At 57.4% G+C, this 21,554-nt stretch carries 16 protein-coding genes and 1 pseudogene; all 17 read right to left on the bottom strand.

Annotated elements, in window-relative coordinates:
- Nucleotides 1-15: 15 nt before the first annotated feature.
- The 17 genes and pseudogenes from FJ145_08345 to FJ145_08265 all read right to left on the bottom strand — a co-directional run bounded on the left by FJ145_08345 (nt 16) and on the right by FJ145_08265 (nt 21,458).
- Nucleotides 16-1,590 (bottom strand): HAD-IIIC family phosphatase, encoded by a 1,575-nt coding sequence (locus tag FJ145_08345; protein MBM4261426.1) that lies wholly within the window; start codon nt 1,588-1,590, stop codon nt 16-18.
- 287 nt (nt 1,591-1,877) lie between these two features.
- The gene (locus tag FJ145_08340) at nt 1,878-2,165 is read right to left on the bottom strand and encodes an acyl carrier protein (protein ID MBM4261425.1); all 288 of its coding nucleotides are present in this window, start codon (nt 2,163-2,165) and stop codon (nt 1,878-1,880) included.
- Entirely contained in the window at nt 2,125-3,513 is a 1,389-nt protein-coding gene (locus FJ145_08335) for an MBOAT family protein (GenBank protein ID MBM4261424.1), read from the bottom strand. Before FJ145_08335 ends, FJ145_08340 begins: the two co-directional genes overlap by 41 nt.
- 184 nt (nt 3,514-3,697) lie before the next feature.
- Nucleotides 3,698-4,924, bottom strand: coding sequence for a Rieske 2Fe-2S domain-containing protein (locus tag FJ145_08330; protein ID MBM4261423.1), 1,227 nt, complete (start codon nt 4,922-4,924; stop codon nt 3,698-3,700).
- A gap of 132 nt (nt 4,925-5,056) precedes the next feature.
- Nucleotides 5,057-6,220 carry an extracellular solute-binding protein gene (locus tag FJ145_08325; GenBank protein ID MBM4261422.1) on the bottom strand — a complete coding sequence of 388 codons (1,164 nt, stop codon included), beginning with the start codon at nt 6,218-6,220 and terminating at the stop codon, nt 5,057-5,059.
- Between the two features lie 45 nt (nt 6,221-6,265).
- Entirely contained in the window at nt 6,266-7,408 is a 1,143-nt protein-coding gene (locus FJ145_08320; GenBank protein ID MBM4261421.1) for an extracellular solute-binding protein, read from the bottom strand.
- A 460-nt stretch (nt 7,409-7,868) separates the two neighbouring features.
- A pseudogene (locus tag FJ145_08315) lies at nt 7,869-8,591 on the bottom strand (ABC transporter ATP-binding protein).
- A gap of 27 nt (nt 8,592-8,618) precedes the next feature.
- Nucleotides 8,619-10,352 (bottom strand): iron ABC transporter permease, encoded by a 1,734-nt coding sequence (locus FJ145_08310; protein ID MBM4261420.1) that lies wholly within the window; start codon nt 10,350-10,352, stop codon nt 8,619-8,621.
- Between the two features lie 213 nt (nt 10,353-10,565).
- The gene (locus FJ145_08305; protein ID MBM4261419.1) at nt 10,566-11,735 is read right to left on the bottom strand and encodes a Gfo/Idh/MocA family oxidoreductase; all 1,170 of its coding nucleotides are present in this window, start codon (nt 11,733-11,735) and stop codon (nt 10,566-10,568) included.
- Between the two features lie 18 nt (nt 11,736-11,753).
- Nucleotides 11,754-12,989, bottom strand: a complete 1,236-nt coding sequence (locus FJ145_08300; GenBank protein ID MBM4261418.1) for an aromatic ring-hydroxylating dioxygenase subunit alpha — start codon at nt 12,987-12,989, stop codon at nt 11,754-11,756.
- 162 nt (nt 12,990-13,151) lie between these two features.
- The gene (locus FJ145_08295) at nt 13,152-14,312 is read right to left on the bottom strand and encodes an extracellular solute-binding protein (protein ID MBM4261417.1); all 1,161 of its coding nucleotides are present in this window, start codon (nt 14,310-14,312) and stop codon (nt 13,152-13,154) included.
- The gene (locus FJ145_08290; protein MBM4261416.1) at nt 14,290-15,162 is read right to left on the bottom strand and encodes an NAD(P)-dependent oxidoreductase; all 873 of its coding nucleotides are present in this window, start codon (nt 15,160-15,162) and stop codon (nt 14,290-14,292) included. The genes FJ145_08295 and FJ145_08290 overlap by 23 nt, the downstream gene beginning before the upstream one ends.
- Entirely contained in the window at nt 15,159-16,370 is a 1,212-nt protein-coding gene (locus FJ145_08285; GenBank protein MBM4261415.1) for a Rieske 2Fe-2S domain-containing protein, read from the bottom strand. Before FJ145_08285 ends, FJ145_08290 begins: the two co-directional genes overlap by 4 nt.
- Before the next feature lie 170 nt (nt 16,371-16,540).
- Nucleotides 16,541-17,839 carry an extracellular solute-binding protein gene (locus tag FJ145_08280; protein MBM4261414.1) on the bottom strand — a complete coding sequence of 433 codons (1,299 nt, stop codon included), beginning with the start codon at nt 17,837-17,839 and terminating at the stop codon, nt 16,541-16,543.
- A 21-nt stretch (nt 17,840-17,860) separates the two neighbouring features.
- The gene (locus FJ145_08275; protein MBM4261413.1) at nt 17,861-18,874 is read right to left on the bottom strand and encodes a hypothetical protein; all 1,014 of its coding nucleotides are present in this window, start codon (nt 18,872-18,874) and stop codon (nt 17,861-17,863) included.
- A 118-nt stretch (nt 18,875-18,992) separates the two neighbouring features.
- Nucleotides 18,993-20,090, bottom strand: coding sequence for a cupin domain-containing protein (locus tag FJ145_08270; GenBank protein MBM4261412.1), 1,098 nt, complete (start codon nt 20,088-20,090; stop codon nt 18,993-18,995).
- Nucleotides 20,091-20,354: 264 nt separating this feature from the next.
- Entirely contained in the window at nt 20,355-21,458 is a 1,104-nt protein-coding gene (locus FJ145_08265) for a cupin domain-containing protein (protein MBM4261411.1), read from the bottom strand.
- Nucleotides 21,459-21,554 lie beyond the last annotated feature (96 nt).

Raw genomic sequence — 21,554 nt, 5'->3', positions numbered from 1 at the left:
TTACCAAATCATAACTTACACAGCCACAGCCTTATTCGGAGCCTTTGCGATACTTACCCTTCCACTACTTTCTGTTTCCAAGGCAATATGGCTTGGCACACGCAAAGGCTTATTGGCGCTCAGGGTATATACGCCATTGACTTCGATAAAGCCATGGTCCGGATAATAGTTTTTCGCCATGCCATTCTTGGCGGTAGGAATAAAGCGGCCGCGCAGAATGTATTGGCCATGCTGGCGCGCCTGCGCCTGTAAAACCGCCAACAGCGCCGTTTCCACTCCCCTGCCGAGCACCCGGCAGCTCAACACTAAAGTATCGAACTCCCAGGCCTCGGCTCGCTCAACGCAGAAGACCACACCGGTGAGCCCGTATTCGCCGAAGCGGTCGGTTGCCGACAACGCGTAGAGATGCCAAGTCCGATCTTGCCAAAGCTTGCGCACATCGGCTTCACTGTAGCGTTTAGTCGTCATGTTGAATTGGTTGGTCTTGTTCACTAACTGGGTGACCCGACCAAGTTGTTCTTCACTCACCGGTGCCACCCGGACCCGCAGTCCGAGCCCAGCCAAATATTCCTCCATCGTCTTCACTTCAATGCGCAAGATTTCACGTTGCCGCTCCTGCGCATACATGTCGGCGCGCTGCAAATCTTCGCTTGTAAGGGTCAACTGATCGAAGGCGCCGGATGAGTCAAGAAGTTGCACGTAGTAGGCAGCGTCGCCATTCAAGTGCAGCGTCACCACTTCAGGAGCATTGGCGGCAACCTCGGCACACTCGGCGGCGCTGTCATCGATGAGCACAAAACTATCGGAGCCAAGATTTAAGTCCTGCGCGATCTGGCGCAGATTCTGCGACTTGGCTAGCCAGTTGATGCGCGCAGCCGAAATGTGTTCGCGCTTCAGGATCATTCCAGGATTGCGCTCGAACACTTCCCACACGTCGGCTTCATCGTTCTTGCTCACCAGCGCCAGCAGCACGCCCCGTTCACGCAGCTTGAGCGCGTAGCGCTGTAATTCGACGTAGGCATTGCCCGGGGCATCCTCACCCACCTGCACACCCAAAGGCCCATCCTCCCCCACCACGCCACCCCACAGCGTGTTATCGCAGTCCATCACCAACACTTTCTTCGCCGGCTGCTTGAGCGACTTAACGACCTGCGCAATCCGTTTGCCGACTTCCTGAGAAAATGGCTCGGTCCAGGGAATTTTCGCCAGCAGCCACATACGCGGGCTGGCAGCGCGTTGCGCGCCAAAATCGCGCTGCGCACCGTCGACATCGACCAGGTGCACGCGGCTCATATCGCCTAAAGCGCGGCGCCAATAAGCCACCACGTCGGCGTGCAGAGCCGCAATGCCGCCTTCGACACGAGCATCGAGCAAACCTAACGGACGGACATCGGGCCGCGGCGGGGTATTGACGATAACCGTGGCGTTGGAGTTTTGCAGGAAGACTTTGACAGCGCCGAGCAGCTGACCGATCTCCAGTTGGGCGGCTTCGCGCGCCCCGGCGGGGTCTTTGATCAGCAAATTCAGCGCTTCAGACAAGAGCTCCTCCATGCGCCACAGAATGACGACGACGTCAGGGGCGGGTTCCACGCGCAGAGTCGACGCAGGAGAAAGCAGTTCGGGATAAATCTAGTTGTAGGGCGAATGGCGCAGCGCCGCGGCGATGCCATGGCGCAACAGTTCGACACCGATATAGGGGTCTATCGGCTCGGTCGTGAAAGTAGCGCAGAGTGCAATCTTTACCGGCTTAGTGGTTTGGCTTGCAAGTTTGGTTCCCATTCGCCCCAGCACATGCGCGCCTCAAGCGGCGTTGCCGCCGCTTTGGCAGCTTCGATGATATTTGCCGACAGCTCAGCCATTGGAGTTCGCCATGAAGCCTAAACTTGTATGCCTTTTCGGCGCAGCACATCGCGCGCCATGCCAATCGTACGCATGCGCAATATCTCGGTGGTCGTCAGCTCAATGCCGAAGGTTTCCTCGATGGCGGTCACCAGGCGCACGGCATTCATGCTGTCCCAGCTCGGCGTGTTCTCGGGAGAGCTGTCATCGTTGAGCGACGCAGCTCCGACTTTCAACACGGTGGCGAAGGTTTGCAGCAGCTTATCCATGGCCTTTTCACCTATATCAAAATTGGAAGTAGAGAAAAGGCGAGCTTTTTGCCCCATAAATCAGGAACAGCGATAGCACAAACAACAAGCACAGACTCGCTGTCGCCAATGGCCGCCATTGATGCGGCATCTCAAATGTATTGGGGCCGAAATGAGCGATCGCTCCGGCCAAGATTAAAAAGACCACCAAAACTCCCGCACCGATCAAAGGCGCGCCGTCATACGGCAGCAAAAGCCGGGCGAAGATCGCCTTTGCCGTCGCGTAGTCCGGCGCGCGAAACAGCACTAGGCCGAAGAGCACAAGGAAGAACGTGACGGCGCGCTGCAGCCATGGCGCCCAGCCATCCCAGAACGCGGCGTATCGGGTATAGATCACCAGCAGTAAACCGTGATAGGCGCCCCAGAGCACGAAGGTGTAATTCGCCCCGTGCCACAAACCGCAGAGGGTCATCGTCACCAGCGTTACAAGATAGATACGGCGCTCGGCTGGCCGCCGTCCAATCATCGGCAAGTACACATAGTCGCGAAAACAGCGCGACAGCGTCATGTGCCAGCGCCGCCAAAAGTCCGCGGGATTGACCGCGCGATAAGGTGAGTTGAAATTCTGCGGAATATGCAGGCCGAACAATAGGCCCAAACCCACTGCCATATTGCTGTAGCCGGCAAAGTCGAAATAGATCTGGTAGGTGTAGCCGAGCATACACAACCACGCCGACGCGGTGGACAGCGACCAGACGTTCTGAAAGGCCGGATCGATGACCGCGGCAATGGAATCGGCAATGACCACTTTCTGAATCAACCCAATCGTGAAGAACGACCAGCCGCGATCGAGAAAGTCGCGCCGGCTCGTCAGATCGATGCGCTCAAGGTCTTTTTCCAGTTCGCGAAAGCGCACGATCGGCCCCGCCACAAGCTGAGAAAACAGCGAGACGTAGCAGGAAAATTCCAAAAAATTCCGCGTCGGCTTGATCACTTCAAGGTAGCAATCGACGATGTAGGTAATCGTGTGAAAAATGTAAAACGAAATGCCAATGGGCAGCAGAATCTGTGGCAAGGGGAGCGTCGCCAGCCCCTGCCAACTCAACAGGCCGTTGAGCATCTGGATGCTGAAATCCGTGTATTTGAAATAGCCCAGCAGTCCTAGTTCAATCGCGATCGGCACTATCAGTAATAACCGGCGTGCGCGCGGACTGTTTTGCCAGCGGAGAAAACCTAGACCGGTCAGGTAGCTCACCACCGTAGCGAACGCCATCAGATAGCAGTACCACCAGTTCCAGTAGCCGTAGAAAACATAGCTGGTGACGGTCAACCAGAGGTAGCGCTGGTTCTTGTTCGGCAGGGCCCAGAAGACGAGGTAGGTGACCGGTAGGAACAGGAACAGAAAAACCGTGCTGTTGAACAACATCGCTGCTTAATCTAGAAGCTCAAAGGGTCGATGGCAACGGGGCGGGCCACGCGGCCTGTCACACCGCTCCCTTAACCGCCATCAAAGCCAAACAATAACACAATCGCCCTAAATTTTAGCGACTTTTTGGCTCGTTCCATGCCGGCCCGCCCGGAGCTAAAAGCCAGGTCAAAGCCACCACGGCTCAAGGTAGCGGTTTTGCCGGATCCGCCAGCGGCTTAAACCGCTGCGAGTAGCGTGCGCGCGCGCCCAGCCTGCCGGTGAGAAATTTGTCGCGGCTTTCGGTCTCCAGCTCGATGCGCTGGTTTTTCGCCGGATCGCGAAACGTGTTGATCGGATCTTTGCCGGCAGCGATCAGTTTAATTTGATTGTCGATCAAATGCCTATACAACACCAGGCCATGGTCGGACTCGCCAAGCATTTCCTTAGTGCGGTCGTACACCGGGCCCTGCGAAATGAAGATCGCATTGTCCTGCGGGTCGACATCGTTGTCGAGGTATTGAAACTGCGGCTGGCCGTGCCAATCGAGCTCTGGCGATGGCATGTGATAGAGCGGCATCTCGTCGGCGGTCTGCGTCTCGCCTTTCTCTAGAGGATGAATCGAGTAATACCACTGCGCCGTGTGGGTTTCGTCCACCGGCACGCGGAAGCGCAGCATGTCCGGGCCCTTTTGCGTGCACGGGAAAATCAGCCAGTGGCCCTTTTTCCAATCATCGGACTCTTCATCTTCGCCTTCTAAGATGCGTCGCTTGATAATGCCGAACTCGCCCAGGTCGAAACCGACTTTGAGATGTTTAACCCGTTTGCGAATCCGATCCGTGCGGCCGGTGCGCTCGGCGGAATAGTTGCGAAACACGCCGTGCAGCCATTCGACGTGCACCGGATCGAGAATGTTTTCCGCCGCCTGCAGCCAGTTGCAGCGGGTCAAGGTGTAACCCACCTCGCGCCAGGAATTTTCTTCGACGAGCAAGTCCCAATGCGGCACCAGCGGCGCCGGCTGCGGCCCAATATAACCAAAGATCAAGCCGCCCAATTCTTCGGCGATGTAATGGGTAAGCTGAATTTTTTCTTTGAAACATTTGTTCAGCGTTTCTTCTAACGGCTGCTCGACGCACTGCCCCGCGCCATTGAATTTCCAACCATGATAGGAACAGCGTACGCCGCCTTCTTCGGGCATGCCGTAAACCAGGTTTGCGCGCCGGTGCGCGCAATACGCATCGATCAAGCCGAGTTTACCGTTGGGCTCCTTGAACAACACCAACTCTTCACCGAGCAATTTAACGAACTTGGTCGGATGGCGCGCCAACTCGGAAACCGCCGCAATCGGGTACCAATAGCGGCGCAGCAGGTCGCCCACCGGCGTGCCGGCTTTGATCTGCGTCAGTCGTTGGTTTTCTTCCTTGCTGATCATGATTCTCTCCGGCTTCAAATCTTCTCTTACAACAAGCAGTTGAATGGAGACAAGCGTTGGCGTTAAGGACCGCGCATCGACGCTGGAGCATCGAAGATAGCCATCCGAAGTTTCAATTTTAATTTTTAATTTTCAATTTTTTCGTGTGCTGCGCGCCAGCGCCTGATTGACCACACGCTGCATTGGCTCGGCGTCAATCCACTCTTCTTTCCAAGTGACCATATACTTCGCGCCATCTTTGCGCCGCGCCATGGGCCGCACGTCGGTCTTGGGGATGTCGATGCGCAGCGAATCGTTGACGCTGCCGTCTTTCTGCACGGCGATTTGACCTTCGCGCGATAGGAGCCAATTGATAAAAACTTTTGCGGCGTTGGGGTGCGGCGATTTGTCGGCCCAGGCCAGTGTAAAAGCCCCCGGCTCCAACATGCCGCCCTCCTTCCATACGCCAGTGTCGACGACGTTTACCGGCAACCCCTGCGCTCTCGCTTGCAGCACATCATCGCCGTTGCCAAATAGCATGATGGCAAACCTTTTTTGCGCCAACCAATCGATGGCCTGACGATAATCACGTGAAACCATCACCACCTGCTCAGTAAACAAGCGGCGGAGAAAGTCCGCGCCGAGCTGAGCATGGGAATAAGCCGCGCGCGCACCGCTGCGGCCATAGCCTGTCGCGCGCGGATCGATGACAACGATCTTGGCGCGCCACTTCTCCTGCAAAAGGTCCCAGAACGAATGCAACTCCGCCGGCACCACAGTCTCGGTGTTATAAGCCACCATGTTCACCGACACACTGCCCACCGGCACGAAAATATATTTGCCCTCGCTGTCGATATACTGATGCTTGCCCGACCACCATTTTGATTCGTCTTTCACTTCGGGAAGAATAAACGCGGTGGATATCGGCTGCAGAGCTTTGGCCTGGTAGAGCGCGTAAGGAGAAGTATTTCCGATGCGCGCCACGTCGGCGAGAAACTTACCGGCGCGCCGCTCGGCCATCATGCGCGCCAGCAGCTCATTGCCCTTGCCCTGGACGACGCGGACTCTAATGCGCGGAAATTTCTTTTCAAACTCCGAGACAAAACCGACTTCGCCGAGAGTGTAATAGGTCAGCTCGCCTTCCTGCTCGGCGGCTTTGAGTGCGCGATCCCACTCGGCTTGCCAGGGCTCGGCGGCGCCGAGCATCGGCTTCAAGCCTAGAAGGGATAGTATGAAGGCAAATAGGAAAACCAGCATGTTCTGCTTCACGCTAAAAAAGGGCGGATGGCAAACCCGCCCCTGCAATTCCAATTTCATTTGCGCCGTTTGCGCTTTTTTGCGGTTAAATCTTCTGGTCCGAGTCTATTTCTTAATAATCTCTTTCAGCAGCTTATTCACCGGCTCCTGGTTGCTGCGCTCGGCAGTATCCATAATGATATACTTGGTTCCCGCGACGCGACGCTGATGCGCCGGTATCATATCTTTCGCGATGTCCGTGCGCATCGATTCCACCAGCAAATCCGGCGAGTTCATGATTTTCTGAAACGACAGCTGCCCTTCGCGCGACAACAGCCAGTTGAGAAACACTTTTGCCGCAGCCGGATGGGGCGCTTGGTTCATCAGCGCTACAGTGCCGTTGCTGCCGGAATAGATCCCCGGGGTTTCCTTCCAGCGATAGACGTCGAACTCGCCCACCGGCAAACCCTGCGCTGTGGCCGCTTCGATATTGCCACACATGAGACAGAGCGCGTACTTCCCGACTGCCAGCCAGTCGAGCGCCTGGCGGTCGTCGCGGCTCAAAGCAACGTCCATTTCGGTGAATAGCCGAGTCAAAAATTTCTCACCCAGCTCGGGAATATTGTAGATAAACCGCCCGCCGACGCGCTGCCGCCCCGGCTGGCGCGGATCGAGTGAGACGATTTTGCCGCGCCATTTGGGGTTGAGCATGTCCCAGTAGGATTTGAATTCTTTCGGGTCAACAAGATTTTTGTTGTAAAAAAGATTGGGCATATCGACGCTGCCCAGGAAGACGAAAATGTAATTGCCCTCCGGGTCCATGTAGTGGTGTCTGCCTTCCCACCACTTTGATAGGTCGAGCACTTCGGGCAACAGCAAGCCCGGTTTGATCGGATCGAGGGCTTTGGCTGGATACAACACCGCAAACGGTGTGGTCGGGCCGCAAATGCAAATGTCCCAGAGAAACTTTCCGGCACGCCGTTCCGCCATCAAGCGCGGCCCGGTTTCTGCAGCCGGGGTCGCCGCCGTAACAACTTGGATCTCGGGATACTTCCTTTCGAAGGCTTTGACCGCTGCTTCGATGTTTTCCCGCTGATAGAGGAAGACGCTGACTTTGCCCTCCTTTTTGGCGGCTTCGAGCGTGCGTGCCCATTCGGCGTCGCTTTTCGCTTCTGCCGCCTCGGCCCAGGGGGTCACCAGAAACAATAGGAACGCAGCCGCTAAGGTGCTCAACGCACGGCGAAGGATTGGGCGACAAAACGGTAACATTAAAGCCGCTCGATGGAAGTTTTAGAGCGTTGCACTCTTTGAACGGTAACCCTTGAATGGCGCGACGCTACGCGTCGCGTGGCCAGAGGGTCATGCCCTCCGGCTTCAGATCGAGCAACACTTTATCGCCGGCCCTGAGCCCTTGAGAAACCGGCGAGAGTAGTACGCGCGACTCGGTGCCGAGTTTGACGGCGTATTCGTAACGGTCGCCGAGGAACTGCACTCCTTGCAGGGCGGCTTCCACCATGTTGGCGCGGCCCTCTTGACGATTCCCCGAGAGATCCACCTGCTCAGGGCGAATCGCCACCATGACGCCCTGGCCGACGGCGGGAAAACCGTTGGCCGAGCCGATCACATTGGCGCGCGGCACCGCCAGCGAAGCCGCGCCCACGCCTTGAACCTCGACGTTGACCTGTTTGTCGGAAAGGGCGCTGACTTTGCCCGGCAATAAAAATGTCTTGCCCAAGAAGTCGCGCACAAAGGGCGTCGCCGGCCGGAAGTAAACATCTTCAGGGGCGCCGACCTGCTCGAGCACGCCGAACCTCATGATCGCGATGCGGTCCGACAGACTTAGCGCTTCGATCTGATCGTGGGTAACAAAGATGACGGTGATGTGGACCCGCTGCTGCAGCGATTTTAACTCGCGGCGCATCTCTTCGCGCAGCTGCGCGTCGAGGTTGCTCAGCGGTTCGTCTAGCAACAGCACCTTGGGCGAGAACACCAACGCGCGCGCCAACGCGACGCGCTGCTGCTGGCCGCCAGAGAGCGCCGGCGCGGGGCGCTCTTCCAATCCGGAGAGTCCCACCAAACCCAAAACTTCAGAGACTTTCTTCGCCGCGTCAGCGCCTTTGATGCCGCGCAGCTTTAGCGGATAGGCAACGTTCTCGAAAACGGTCATATGCGGCCAAAGCGCATAGGATTGAAACACCATACCCATGTTGCGCTTTTCCGGTTTGATAAACAGGTTCTTGCCGGGCGCTGCCAAGCATTGGTCGCCGAGATGGATCTCGCCGCTGTCCGGCTTTTCCAAACCGCCGACCATGCGCAGCGTCGTCGTCTTGCCGCAACCGCTGGAACCCAGAAGTGTGAAGAATTCCCCCTCGGCAATATCGAGATTGATGCGGTTGACCGCAGCCACTTGGCCGAAGGTTTTATAGAGGTTTTGAATCCGTAGAAAACTCACTATGCAACTTCCTGTCTTGAACTTTGATCAATCGGCGCGGATGCCGACTTTGAGACCAAACGACCGGGCCACTAGCGCGACGCCAAGGGTGAGCAGCATGATGAAAATAACCGTAATGCTGGCGACTTCGCGATAGCCGGCGGCCACCTGGTCCAGCGCCAGCAGCGACAGCGTGCGCGTCTCGGAGGTGGCTAGCAAGATAATGCTCGACGTTTGCTGCGCCGCGAACATGAACTTCAGCACTGCGACTAACACCATCGTCTGCGCCATCAATGGGAAGACGACTTTGAAATAAGTGCGCCAGAATCCGGCGCCTGACATGCGTGAGGCCTCTTCGAGCTCGTTGCCCAATTGCACAAAGTTAGCCTTGAGTATTTGCGTCGACAGCGTGATGCCGCCCAACACCGAAGCAATGACGAGCAAAAACAGCGTCCCATAGAACGGCCGGAAGAACGGCGTGCCGAGAAACATCCACAGTAGACCCAGACCGGAAAGCACGCCGGGAATTGCCGAGGGCAGCCAGCAGATCGAATCGAGAATGCCGCGGCCCGGATATTTGGTGCGCACGAGAATATAGCCAACCAGCGAGAAGAAAAGCGCGCCGACAATGGCCGCGCTGAAAGCGATGATCAAAGTGTTCTGCAACCCCTGCAGGATGCGCGGATCAGACAGCGCCATTTTCCAATATTCGATCGTCCAAGTTTTCGGCAGATTAAAAAAGCCAAAGCGGGTCATGAAGCTGCCGCCAAAGACGCTCAAGATCGGCACGACATCGAGCAGGAAGACGATGAAACCGACCAAGATCGTCGCCGGCCAACGCCAGATGCCGAGCTCGATGATCTTGGGTTTGAACTGGCCGGTCACGGTCGTGAACTGGCGGCGCGCGATAAGCCTGCGCTGAATCGGAATGAAGGCGATCAAGAAAATCAGAATCACGCTGCCCAGCGCCGCCGCTTGATTGACCAGCGGCGGTTCCTGGCGCGCCAGATCGACAATCTTGGTGGCGTAAACGTAAAAGCCCCAGGGCACGCCGAGCAGGAGCTCAGTCTCGAAGCTGCTGAAGATACGAATGACGCTGAGCAGAAAGACCACGATAATAACTGGGGTCATGGCGGGGATGGTAATGCGCAACAGCGTGGTAAACGGACTCGCTCCCGACATCCGGCTCGCCTCTTCCATCGACGCGTCCATGCGCCGGAACGCCGGCGTCATCAGCATGACCTTGGTGGAAATCCCATTGGCCATCAGGTGGGCCCAGATGATGCCGGAAAAGGAGTAAATGTCGAAGTTGATTCCCAGCGGCCGCAGCCAGCTATTGACCAGCCCTGTGCTCGGATCGAGCAGCAGCATCCAGCCGAAGGTCGTCGCCAAATTGGGCAGAATAAACGATATCCAGAAACCGAACTCGAACAAGTTGGCGCCGTAAATATTGGTTCGCGCCAGCAACCAGGAGATGAAAATACCGGAGGGCAGCGCGATCAGCTGCAAAACAATGCCGATCTTGACGCTGTTCCAGAGCGAGCGCCAAATACCTGGCTCGGCGAACGCCTTGCGCCAGGCATCGAGGCCGTAGACTTCTGGCTCGGCGATGGTTGCCGTATTGAAACTATTGATAACGATCAGCGTCAAGGGGTAGAGGACATAAAACCCCATGAAGGCGATCAGCACAGTCATGATCGCCGTGCCACCATCGAGTGGCGGGAACCAGGAGCGGGGGGCGACCTCTATGTTCGCGGTCTCGGTCTTCGCCATGGTCTTCATTATTCCAATGCCAGCGAGTTTTTATCCTTTGTCGGCGGGGAGTGCAAGAGGAAAGCCCCAGGGCCGTCGCGTTCTAACAGCAGCCTCCAAAGATTAAGCGGTGAATGGTTCGACAGGTCTAACCGGAAACGGATTCTCTCCAACGATTTCAACTTCCGAACCGTCCGCCCTGAGCTTAGTCGAAGGGCTCCGATGAATTTTTTTGGCTGCCTGCTAGTACCGGCTCGCCACTTGCCACGCCAACTTATGTTCGCTGCCGTCGCGACTCGACCGCAAGATCGCCAGACAGACTTCCAGGGTCGCCTTACCCCAATGGCCGTCATGGGGCATGGGCTTGTCTTCTCTTACGGCTTTGTAGAAATCGCCCAGCTCAACCCGCAACGGCCCTTGCCATTCGCTGCAGAGCTCTTCGCTGCGGCCCTTTTCATCGTAGACAAACACCCCTTTTGACGACTGCCTGAGCGCGCCGCGCTCACAGCTGACCAGCGTGAGACCGAAAAACGGCTGGCGCGGCCGGCGCTCGGCCGGAGCGTCGCCGCGCTCGATATCGAACGCCACACCCGAGCGGCTGGTGTCCTTGTCGAGATTGCCTTCGGCGCGTGCTTTGCGGAGCCGCTGCCCGGCGGTGACGGCCTCGCGGCCGCCAAAAACATCGCCTTCGATTAACTCACGATCGTCAAAATAGCCGTAGCCATCGTAGATCAAGGTCGCGGCCACACCGCCGGCAAACTCGATCAATGCCGAATAATTCCCTTCCGTGGCATTCTCTGGCGACCATCGGCCGGCCATCGCGCGCACGCTCCGGGCCACGCCGCCGGCCAACAGGCGGGCAATGTCGACCTGGTGCGGCGCCTGGCGGTAGCACACACCGCCGCCCAGCGTAGTATCGATCTCCACCGGCTCGCGCGGCCGCAAGAGCCAGGGCGAATAGCGCAGCGTGTGCACTTGTGTCACGCGCCCCAACCGGCCGCTGCTGATGATCTCGCGCATCTTGCGAATCGGCTCGTTGAAGCTGCGCGTGTGGGCGACCATCAGCTTGACGCGATTTTTTTCCGCTGCAGCGATCATACGATCGCAGTCTTCCAGGGTTAGCGCCATCGGCTTTTCGACCATCACATGCTTGCCGCGCTCCATCGCGGCCATCGCGTGCGGCGCGTGAAACGGATTGGGTGTGGCGACATAGACCGCGTCCAAGTCTTTCATCGCGCACATCGCCTCGACGCTGTCGAAGGTTTGCACGCCGAACTCGGCGGCGTACTGCGCCCGCGCTTTCTCGCGCAGATCGGCGCCGGCGACGAAATCGAAGCCACTCGTCTTGCGAATCGCCAGCGGCAGCGAGCGCCCCCCGGTGCCAAGGCCCACTAGGCCGATTCTGATATTCATAGCCGGGGTACCGAGGGGTTACTCCTCCGAGTTAAGCACCGGACTATACTTCGTCGCCCCACCCTGTCGCGTCGGCCCACCGCCGCGAAAACTGCCCCTGTTGAGCTTGGCGTCTTCCAAGCGCAATTTGAGCAATTGATTCTTTGCCGGGTCGCGGAACACATTCATCGGATCTTGCCCGGCGCGAACTTTCTCCATCTGCTCTTTCAGCTGCTTGCGATATAGAATAATCCCCTTGTCCGACAGCCCAAGCGCCTCTTGCGTGCGGTCCGCCACGCCGCCCTGCGTCACCCAGGCGATGATGTCTTCGCCGCTGTTGTTGTCGAGCAGCGACCAGTCGGGCTCGCCGTTGGCGTCGACGCCCGGCACCGGCACTTGGTAGAAAGGAATCACGTCCTGCGGCTTGGCGTCGGGCCGCGCGTAGCAGGTGTACCAGAGATGCAGCGTGTGGGAATCATCCAAGGGCACACGAATTTGAAACGTCGGCCGCTGCGTGCTGCCGCTCAAAAGGATATTGGGAAACAAAACCGGATGGCCGACTTGCCAGTCTTCGCTCTCTTCGGTCTGGCCTTCGAGCATGCGGGTTTTGACGATGCCGTGTTCGAACTCACGAAAATTAATTTTCTTATGGCTCACCGGTTTGCCTTTGAATTCCGTGCGCCCCAGCCGTTCCTGCACGTAGTTGAAAAAATGCTGATGCAGCCACTCGACGTGCACCGGGTCGAGGGAGTTCTCCATGATCTGCAGCCAATTGCACGGGATCACCGCGGCGCCGATGTCGCGCAGCACGCCGTCACGCACGAATAGTTCCCAGCGCGGTATCAGCGGCGCCGGCTCGGGGCCGAGGTAGGCAAAGATCAGCCCGCCCAGTTCCTGCACGGGATAGGCCGGCATGCGAATGCGATCCTTGAACGTGCTGTTGGGGTCTTCCGCGGTTTCATAGGGCTGCTCCAAACACCTGCCGTCTTTGCCATAAAGCCAGCCGTGATAGGGGCAGCGCAAACCGTCGTTGTCGGGAATTCCCAAGAGCATCGACATGCGCCGATGCGCGCACTGCGGCCCGATCAAACCCGGCCGCCCCTGCTTGTCGCGGTAGAGCACCAAGTCTTCACCGAGCAAACGAATTTTTTTGGTCGGTTTGTCAATCAACTCCGACGCCGCGGCAATCGGCAGCCAATAGCGCCGCCACAACTCGCCCATCGGTGTGCCGCGGCTGACTTGTGTGAGCAGATTGTTTTCTTCTTGGCTGAGCATGATGTTCCTCTAGAATTCAATTTTCACCACGCAGATCGCGAAGGACACGAAGGTTCGGAAAAAAAATAGCTCTACTTTTTCTTTCCTTCGTGTCCTTCGTGGTAAGTAATCCCTTTCCGATCTTTGCGTCCTTTGCGCCTTTGCGCGAGACAACTCCGAATCCTATTTCTTCTCGGCCAGCGCTTCGCTGATCACTTTACTGATCGGTTTCATATCGAAATAATCCGGGTTCCACTGCGGCAGATATTTCACGCCCGGGTTCAACCGATTGCGCGGCGGAATATCATCCTTGGAAATATCTTGGCGCAGCGACGCTTCGGCGCCGGCGTCGATGAACTTCGCCGCGGTTTTCTGAAAATCGCTCTGTCCCTCGCGCGATAGAAACCAATTGAGAAAAACCTTCGCCGCGTTCGGATGCGGCGCTTGGTTCATCAGCACCAACGTTTTAGCCCGGCTCTCGATGCCGACCCCTTCTTTGAATTGCGTCGGCTCCATCAAATCCACCGGCAAGCCTTGGGCCTTGGCCTCGCTGATCGATTGATGGCGGCACAAGCAAAGCGAGTACTTTCCCGCCGCCAGCCAATCTTCGCCCTGCGGGTAGCGCGCGTATAACGTCAAGCTGGTCTCGCTAAACAAACGCCGCAAGAATTGCGGCCCCAATTCCGCGTTGTGATAGAAAAACCGATCCCGCGTCGCCGCGAAGCCGCCGGCCTTGGGATCGAAGGCAACGATCTTGCCCTTCCATTTGGGCTCGAGCAAATCCCAATACGACTTGAAGCTTTTCGGCTCGACAAGCTTGGTATTGTAACCGACCAAAAACAGCGGCGCGCCGACGTAAACGAGAATATATTTCCCGTCGGGATCGATGAACTGCTGCTTGCCCTGCCACCACTTCGATTCATCTTTGACCTCGGGAAGAATATAGGCCGATGCGATCGGGTCGAGGACTTTGCTTTGATAGAGCGTATGGGGCGACGTGTTGCCGAGGTTGCCGAGGTCGACGAGAAACTTGCCAGCGCGCCGCTCGGCCATGATGCGCGAAATATGCTCGCCGCCGCGCGCGCCGACGACGTTGATTTTGATTTTGGGGAATTTCTTGGCAAACCCCGAGTTGGCGATCGCCTCGCCGATCTCTGACAGGCTGTAGAGGTTCACCTGGCCTTCCTGCTCGGCAGCCTTGAGAACGCGGTTCCACTCGGCTTCCCAGCCCGCGCTTTCTGCTGCCGCAACTCGGCTCGGCGAGAACCCAAGCACCAGCGCCACCAACACAGCTATGAATCCGGCTAGGCGCATAGATCCCCTACTCCGGAACTTTGTCCTCATCGAAGTCAATCACTATCTCCCAGTTATGCCGTAAAAACACCTGATGCGCCGCTTCCGTGCCTGGCAGCTTGATGCCGAGCTGCTCGGCCATCTTGAGGGCATTGCCCGTGCGGCCAGGGCGCAGCCGAAACCGGTGTTTGCTTTCGCCGTGATTGAACACGCCGTCGACCAGCTCGTCCAAGCGCCAGGTCTGCGCGCAGCCGGCCGACGCCGCCCGCGCGAACATCTGCAGTGGCAGCCCCTTTTTCTGCGCCAGCAGCATGCCTTCGTAGATCGCCAGCTCGGACATCGCCTGCATCATCTGGTTGATTTTCTTGCCCACCTGGCCATTGCCGTTGGGGCCGAGGTAGGTCACCATCTGGCCGATCTGCTGCAAGACCGGCAGACAGCGTTGATACGCCGGATAGCTGCCGCCGACAAAGAGCGTCAGGTTGCCGTTGGTCGCGCCGATGTCGGCGCCGCTCACCGGCGCATCGAGCATCTCGATGCCGAGCTCGCGCAGCGCGCCGGAGACTTTGATCGCCAGCTCCTGCGACGTGCTGCTCAAGTCGACGAAACAAAAATCCGCCTGCCGCGCCGCCACCAGCCCGTTTCTGCCGCAGGCCACCTCTTCCACCGACTCCGGTTGCAGCGAAGCGATGACAATGGTCGAACGCTCGGCAACCTTCGCCGGGGTAGCCGCGCTGGCCGCGCCGGCTTTGATAAGCGGCGCCATCCTCGCATCTTCCAAATCGAGCACGGTCAACGGGTAACCAGCGCGCAGGAGCCGGAGCGCAATCGCGCCGCCCATATTGCCAAGCCCGATAAAACCTAAACGCTCCAACGCCGCCGCCGAATGCAACCGCGTCATATTTGCTCCGCCTGCTTCTGCAGTTCAGCGAGCAGCTCTTGGCGATCTACGGGAACGTTGTCGATCGGATACTGCTCGATGCCGATGTCGAGATCGACCAGCGACATATCTTCTCGCAACACGCCTTTGGGCATCTCGCCGTTGGCAACGGCAGCGATGCCATCGCGCAACATCTTACGCAGCACAAGAATCGCCCGGTCGCCGAAGCCGGGGTGTTCCAATGTCCGATCGACGATGGCGCCCTGGCTTTCGACCATCGCTTTGTCCTCCAAAGGCACGATGCCGCGGACCTCGCCATAAGCGCGCCGGTCGTAGGGTTTGCGTTCACGCTGCTTGGTTTTGTCGATGTACTCACCGTGGTAGCGCTTGTCCGGCGGTTTCTCGGGATACACCGTCATGCGCATCTCTTCGCAATGCGTATCGTCGATGGGAATCACCCAGATTGCCTGCTGCAGCGTCACCGGCATTTTGTTCGGATCGTTCTTATACAGCTCGCGCGATTTGCGATTGATCGTCGGCAGCACCGTGCAGCGCTTGCGGATCGCCACATGTCCCGGCCGCGCGCGCGGTTCGAGAATATAGAGTTTGACGCCGTACTCGCCTTCCACCGGCTTGAACGACGGGCAGTTTTTGTAAATACCGTGCAAATAGGTCAGGTGCGTCGTATCCGTAGTATTCTCGACGCCCTGCAGCCAATTGCAATTATACGCCTTGCCGCCATCCGGATCGCCGCGCTCACACACACGGTGACCATCTTGCACCAGCACATCGTAGCGCGGCAGCGGCGGCGGACTCTCTTTGTCTTTACCCAGATAGGCAAAAACAAAGCCGCCCAACTCGCGCGCCGGATACCAGGGATGGTGAATATTCGGCGCGGTCTTGATCGGCTCCGCCGGCCGATCGACAATCGCCCCGCGCCGGTCGTAGCACCAGCCGTGATAGGCGCAGCGAATGCCGTTTTCTTGAATGAGCCCGTACTCCAACGACGCGCGCCGATGCGCGCAATACACGCCAAGCAAATTGAGCTGGCCGCCCAGGTCGCGGAACAAAACCAGTTCCTCGCCAAGAATTTTCACCGGCACCGGAATGTCTTTGACTTCGTCCGCCAACGCCACCGGCCACCAAAACGCGCGCAAATAATTGCCGCCGAGGGTCCCCGGTCCGACCCGGACAACTTCATCCCATGTAAGATCGCTTGGTCTAATCATAGGCTTGTCTCCATCGAATAAGAATTACTCACCACGAAGATCATGACGAAGGACACGAAGTTCGGAAATTTTCTTCTTGGGCTTCCCTTCGTGATCTTCGTGTCCTTCGTGGTGAAATTTCTTTTCCGAACTTTGCGATCTCTGCGTACTCTGCGCGAGAAAATTCCGAATCACTTCGCCATCTCATTCACCAAATCCGTGATCGCCGTGCGATCCCACACCGCCGGGCCCCACAGACGAACGTAGTTCGTGCCCTTCTGCCGCTGCGCCCAGCTCGGCAAAAAATCCTTCGCAATGTCTTCGCGCAGCGAATTGTAGCCAGGCTCGTTGCCGCTCGGTCTCTGCACCGCCATTTGGCCTTCGCGCGACAAGAACCAATTTAGCAGCACCTTGGCGGCGTTCGGATGCGGCGCGTTGTTCGCCAACGCGACCATCGTGCCGCCCGCTTCCAAGCCGACGCCGTCTTTTTTCATTATATGGGCGTCGAGCACTTCCACCGGCAGTCCTTTGCTCTTGGCGCTCTCCAGTTGCTCTGGTTTGGCGGTGATCGCGATGGGATACTTTCCCGACGCCACCCAGTCCAGTTGCTGCCCTTCGTTGCGGATCAGCGTCAGCCCCGAGACAGTAAAAAGTTTTTTGATGAAGTCCGCTCCGAGCTGCGGATTGTAGTAGAGAAATAGCAGCGGACTGGCTCCGCCCGGATCGCGCGGATCTTTCAGTGTGATCTTGCCTTTCCACTTGGGGTCGAGCAGGTCGGCGTAGCCTTTCAGGCTATTCCCATCGACTATTTTTGGATTGTAACCGAGCAAATGCAGCGGAAAGGCCGCATAGATGAAAACGTATTGGTTCTCGATGTCGTTGTAATGATGCCGTCCCTCAAACCATTTGGTGGCATCTCTGACTTCCGGCAACAGCATGGCCGGGCCGATGGGATCGAGCGCCTTGGCTTTGAAGAGAGAAGTCGAGGTGCCGCCGCCGAGACGAATCACGTCGGGCAAATATTTGCCCGCGCGCCGCTCGGCCATAATACGCTGCAGGTGCTGCGCCGCCGTGGCATGGGTAATGTTTACTTTGATCTTGGGGTATTTTTTCTGAAATGCCTGCCACTCCGAGTCGCTGGCGATCTTGTAAACGTTGACCTGCCCTTCCTGCTCGGCGGCTTTGACCGTGCGCTCCCATTCGCTGTCCGATGTTGCCGCTGTTTCTGCGCCACGTGCTTGAGCCGCAACCAACATCGTCAGCAAAATCGCCAGCGGCGCAATGAAACAAGCAAATAAAATCCCCCTGTTGCCCCCCTTTTTCAAAGGGGGACGCGGAATATTCGTCATGAATATTTGAGATGCCACTGTTCCGCATGGTGATTCCCCTCTTTGGAAAAGAGGGGTTAGGGGAGGTTTGTTGGGCGCGGGCGGAGATGCGCACGATTTTTTCATGGCCCTAAGGTAAGGCAAGATTTTCTGGCGGATCATCACCGATCCTCCGTGAGAGACCTACAAATCCAACGTCGCCGGCGCAAACAACTCTTCAATCTTCGCCTTCTGCGGCGTCAGTCCCTGCTCGTGGGAATAATTGATAATTGTGTCCAGCATCGGCCGATTCGCCTTGATGCCGTAGGGATAGGGATCGTCGCCGAGAATCTCCCGGGTCTTGGCAACGTATTCTCGGCCGAAAAACAATCCCGACGGCAAGCTCTCAACGAAACGGTCGCGCCAAGCTTCCTTCGCCGCGAAAAACGCTTTGTAAAGATTGAACGCCAGCCAGGGATACTTGCGCGCGACGTCGCCACGGATCGCGTAGGCATGATTGGCCGGCGCAAAGCCGTGCTGTTTGACGAAGCGAGCGGCCTCGGCCATGCGGTCAGGGAATAGCGGCTTCACCTTGCTCCAGTCGCCGCCCTGCGCGCGAATGTGGGTCGAGCGGTCGATGATATTCGACTCGCGCGAAAACGCGCGCGTCACCGACGCGACGTCGATCTCGTTATTGACCAGCATCGACGCAATGCTCTTGTCCGGCGGAATCCGGTTAAACGAGATTCCCTTCGGCGGAGTAAATCCCGTCGCGCCTCCGTGACTCAGCTCTTCGGTCCGCTCCATCCACCAGTCGACTTTGTACTGCGATACGCCGAAGTCATGCTCCAAGGTCCCGCGCACCCAGAGCGACGCCGTCTGCTGGTACTCGCCAACGCCGATACGCCTGCCGGCAATGTCGCTCGCCTGCTTGATGCCCGAGTCGCCATGATAGGAAAGCTCCGCATGAAAGAAGCGCCGCGCCGGGAAGACCGGGATGGCGATAAAATCCATGCCGCGCGATCGCGCGATCAAATACGACGACAGCGACAACTCCGAGACATCAAACTCCTTGAACTTGAGCTGGCGCCAAAACGTCTCCGAAGGGTCAGAGTACGTCGGAATCAGCTCGACGCCCTCGGCCTGGATCGTGCCGTTCATCAACGGCTCAACGCGTTCGTTGTAGGCGGAAACGAAACTGAGAGTTAGTTTGGCCATAAAGGGTTCCTCTAGTCGCTGTTTCGAGTTCAAGGTTTCGGGTTTCGAGTCGGCGATGCGCAACCGAGTCCGGAGCTCGAAACCCGAAACTCGAAACCGAAATAGCCGCGCCGCGCGGTTATTTCTGCGTGCACCCCGGATGATACGGCATGTTGCAGCGCGCGCCGGCTTTGACCATCGCTTCTTCGAACTCTTTGTGGATGCGCGGATCCTCGTCTTCGAACTCGATCTGTCCGCCGCCCTGCTTGATGCTCGTGTAAGTACCGCCTTCGCCGTCCTGCATGCGCATAAATTTGAACTTCCAACTGCCCCAGCGCAGCGCTAAATAACGCGCCGGCGCGGCGCCGGAATTGAAATGCTGGTGGAACCACTGGTCCGGCGGCACCACCACACTGCCGGGTTTCCAATCGACGCGCTGCATCTCTTTCCCCTCAGGCCAAAGCACCGAATAACCCTGCCCCGTAAGAATGATCACATGCGCCCCCGGCCCATGCTTGTGACCTTTCTTGTAAGTGCCCACCGGGAATTCCGAAATATGCGCGCACATGGTTTGTCCGGCGAGATTGAACTTCATATTGGTGCTGCCCTTGCCGCGCTCGCTGTAGTCGGCCAAGCCGATGGTGTGGGTGTCCGGGACAAAATTGGTCGTCATAAAAAATCGCCCAGTGACTTCGCCGTTGCCGCTGAAATAGTCGTCCTGCGCCGGATCGAAGCGGTCGAGAAACGGATAATCGTTGTTAAAAACAAAATCGACGTTGTGAAACAGATTGATCATGAAGCAAGAATTGGTCACGGCGAAATAGCGCGCCGCCTCCGTGCCGCTCGCATTGAAGTGCTGGTAGTAAGCGTTGATCGGCACCGCAAACAAACTCCCCGGCCCCCACTCGAAGGTGTGCTTCTTGCCGTTTTTCTGCCAGACCGTCGTCGCGCCGTAGCCCTTGGTGACGTAGATCATCTCTTCGTAGAGATGTTTCTGCTCCTTGGTCTTGCTCTTGGGCGGAATCTCGCAGACGTAACCGTCGTTCACCCCTCCCGTGCCATCAAGCACCACGAATGAACAGGGCACACCTTTCAGATCCCAGTTTTCCACCGGGACCTTATTCAAATCCTCAACGAAGAATCCCGAGACAAGTGGAATTTTTTGTTTCTGCTGCCATTCTTTATAGGTATCAATGCGCTCGTACTTGATCGCCACGGGCGAAGTCGCTTCGGCCATAGAAAAATCTCCCTCAATGATTCGCTAAGCAGAGTCGTATCGCGAGTCGGGTCGTCTGGTCAAATGCACGATGGTATCGCTTCGCTCAACCCATTCTACTCTTGGTCGAAAACGTAGGATGGGTTGCGCCGCGCCGATACCCATCGGAATCGCGCGAGCGCGGGCAATCCTGTCCGCGCCAAAAAGAAAGGCCGGCTAGAAAGCCGGCCCGCCATTTTCAAACACGAAACCCGAACTCGAAACCGAAATAGCCGCGTCTCGCGGCTATTTCTGCGTACACCCCGGGTGATATGGCATGTTGCACTTTGCGCTGGCGAGCTTCATCGCCGTCTCGAAGTCTTTGTGGATCTGCGGATCTTCGTCTTCAAACTCGATCTGGTTGCCGCCGAGCTTGAGGCTCGTAAACGTCCCGCCTTCGCCGTCCTGCGAGCGCATGAAGCGGTAGCGCCAGTTATTCCAGCGCAGCGCCAGGTAGCGCGACGGCTGGGCGCCGGAGTTGAAATGTTGGTGGAACCACTGGTCCGGCGGCACGACCACGCTGCCGCGGCCCCAATCGACCCGCTGCATCCCTTCGCCTTCTTTCCACAGAACCGAATAACCTTGCCCGGAGAGAATGATGACGTGGGCACCGGGACCATGGCGATGGCCCTTCTTGTAAGTGCCAACTGGGAACTCCGAAATATGGGCGCCCATGGTGTTGCGCGCCAAGTCAAATTTCATATTGGTGCTACCCTTGCCGCGCTCGTCATAGTTGGTCAGCTTGAGCGTGTGCGTATCGGGCACGAAGTTGGTCGTCATGAAAAACCGCCCGGTGACCGTTCCCTCGCCGTTGAAGTAGCCCTCGGTGTGGGGATCGAAGCGATCATTGAAAACGTAGTCGCTGTTAAAAATGTAATCGACGTTGTGAAACAGATTCATCACGAAGCAGGAGTTGGTGACCGCGAAATAACGCGCCGATTCGCTGCCGCTCGCGTTGAAGTGCTGATAGTCGGCGTTGATCGGGATGGCGAACATGCTACCCGGCCCCCATTCGAAGGTGTGCTTCTTCTTGCCGTCGCGCTGCCAGACCGTGGTCGCGCCGTAGCCTTTGGACACGTAGACCATCTCTTCGTACATATGCTTCTGCGGTTTGGTCTTGCCGCCTGCAGGAATTTCACAGACGTAGCCGTCATTGATACCGCCGGTGCCGTCGAGTATGACGAAGGAGCAAGGCACACCTTTCAAATCCCAGTACTCCACGGGTAGTTCGTTGACGTCCTTGACGAAAAAGCCGCGCACACAGGGAATTTTTTGCTGCGCTTGCCAGACTTTGTAAGTATCGAGCCGCTCGGGTTTTAAGTCGCTTGCCGGTTGAGCCATTTCTGCCATTAGAATCTCCTTCTACAAATCTGCGAATGAAATTTCATAATGCATTGTCCTCCCGGGTTCTTACATCCTTCCCCTTGATGGGGAAGGACAGAGGTA

The sequence above is a fragment of the Deltaproteobacteria bacterium genome (assembly GCA_016874755.1).
In the GTDB taxonomy this organism is placed as follows: Bacteria; Desulfobacterota; Binatia; order UBA9968; family UBA9968; genus DP-20.
This window is presented reverse-complemented; position numbering and strand designations above follow the sequence as displayed.

Coding starts and splice junctions, on each gene's coding strand:
- FJ145_08290 (MBM4261416.1), bottom strand. CDS start 15,162: ATGACGCGGTTGCATTCGGCGGCGGCGTTGGAGCGTTTAGGTTTTATC.
- FJ145_08300 (MBM4261418.1), bottom strand. CDS start 12,989: ATGCTCAGCCAAGAAGAAAACAATCTGCTCACACAAGTCAGCCGCGGC.
- FJ145_08280 (MBM4261414.1), bottom strand. CDS start 17,839: ATGATCCGCCAGAAAATCTTGCCTTACCTTAGGGCCATGAAAAAATCG.
- FJ145_08285 (MBM4261415.1), bottom strand. CDS start 16,370: ATGATTAGACCAAGCGATCTTACATGGGATGAAGTTGTCCGGGTCGGA.
- FJ145_08340 (MBM4261425.1), bottom strand. CDS start 2,165: ATGGGGCAAAAAGCTCGCCTTTTCTCTACTTCCAATTTTGATATAGGT.
- FJ145_08320 (MBM4261421.1), bottom strand. CDS start 7,408: ATGTTACCGTTTTGTCGCCCAATCCTTCGCCGTGCGTTGAGCACCTTA.
- FJ145_08270 (MBM4261412.1), bottom strand. CDS start 20,090: ATGGCCGAAGCGACTTCGCCCGTGGCGATCAAGTACGAGCGCATTGAT.
- FJ145_08330 (MBM4261423.1), bottom strand. CDS start 4,924: ATGATCAGCAAGGAAGAAAACCAACGACTGACGCAGATCAAAGCCGGC.
- FJ145_08275 (MBM4261413.1), bottom strand. CDS start 18,874: ATGGCCAAACTAACTCTCAGTTTCGTTTCCGCCTACAACGAACGCGTT.
- FJ145_08265 (MBM4261411.1), bottom strand. CDS start 21,458: ATGGCAGAAATGGCTCAACCGGCAAGCGACTTAAAACCCGAGCGGCTC.
- FJ145_08310 (MBM4261420.1), bottom strand. CDS start 10,352: ATGAAGACCATGGCGAAGACCGAGACCGCGAACATAGAGGTCGCCCCC.
- FJ145_08335 (MBM4261424.1), bottom strand. CDS start 3,513: ATGTTGTTCAACAGCACGGTTTTTCTGTTCCTGTTCCTACCGGTCACC.
- FJ145_08325 (MBM4261422.1), bottom strand. CDS start 6,220: ATGAAATTGGAATTGCAGGGGCGGGTTTGCCATCCGCCCTTTTTTAGC.
- FJ145_08305 (MBM4261419.1), bottom strand. CDS start 11,735: ATGAATATCAGAATCGGCCTAGTGGGCCTTGGCACCGGGGGGCGCTCG.
- FJ145_08295 (MBM4261417.1), bottom strand. CDS start 14,312: ATGAGGACAAAGTTCCGGAGTAGGGGATCTATGCGCCTAGCCGGATTC.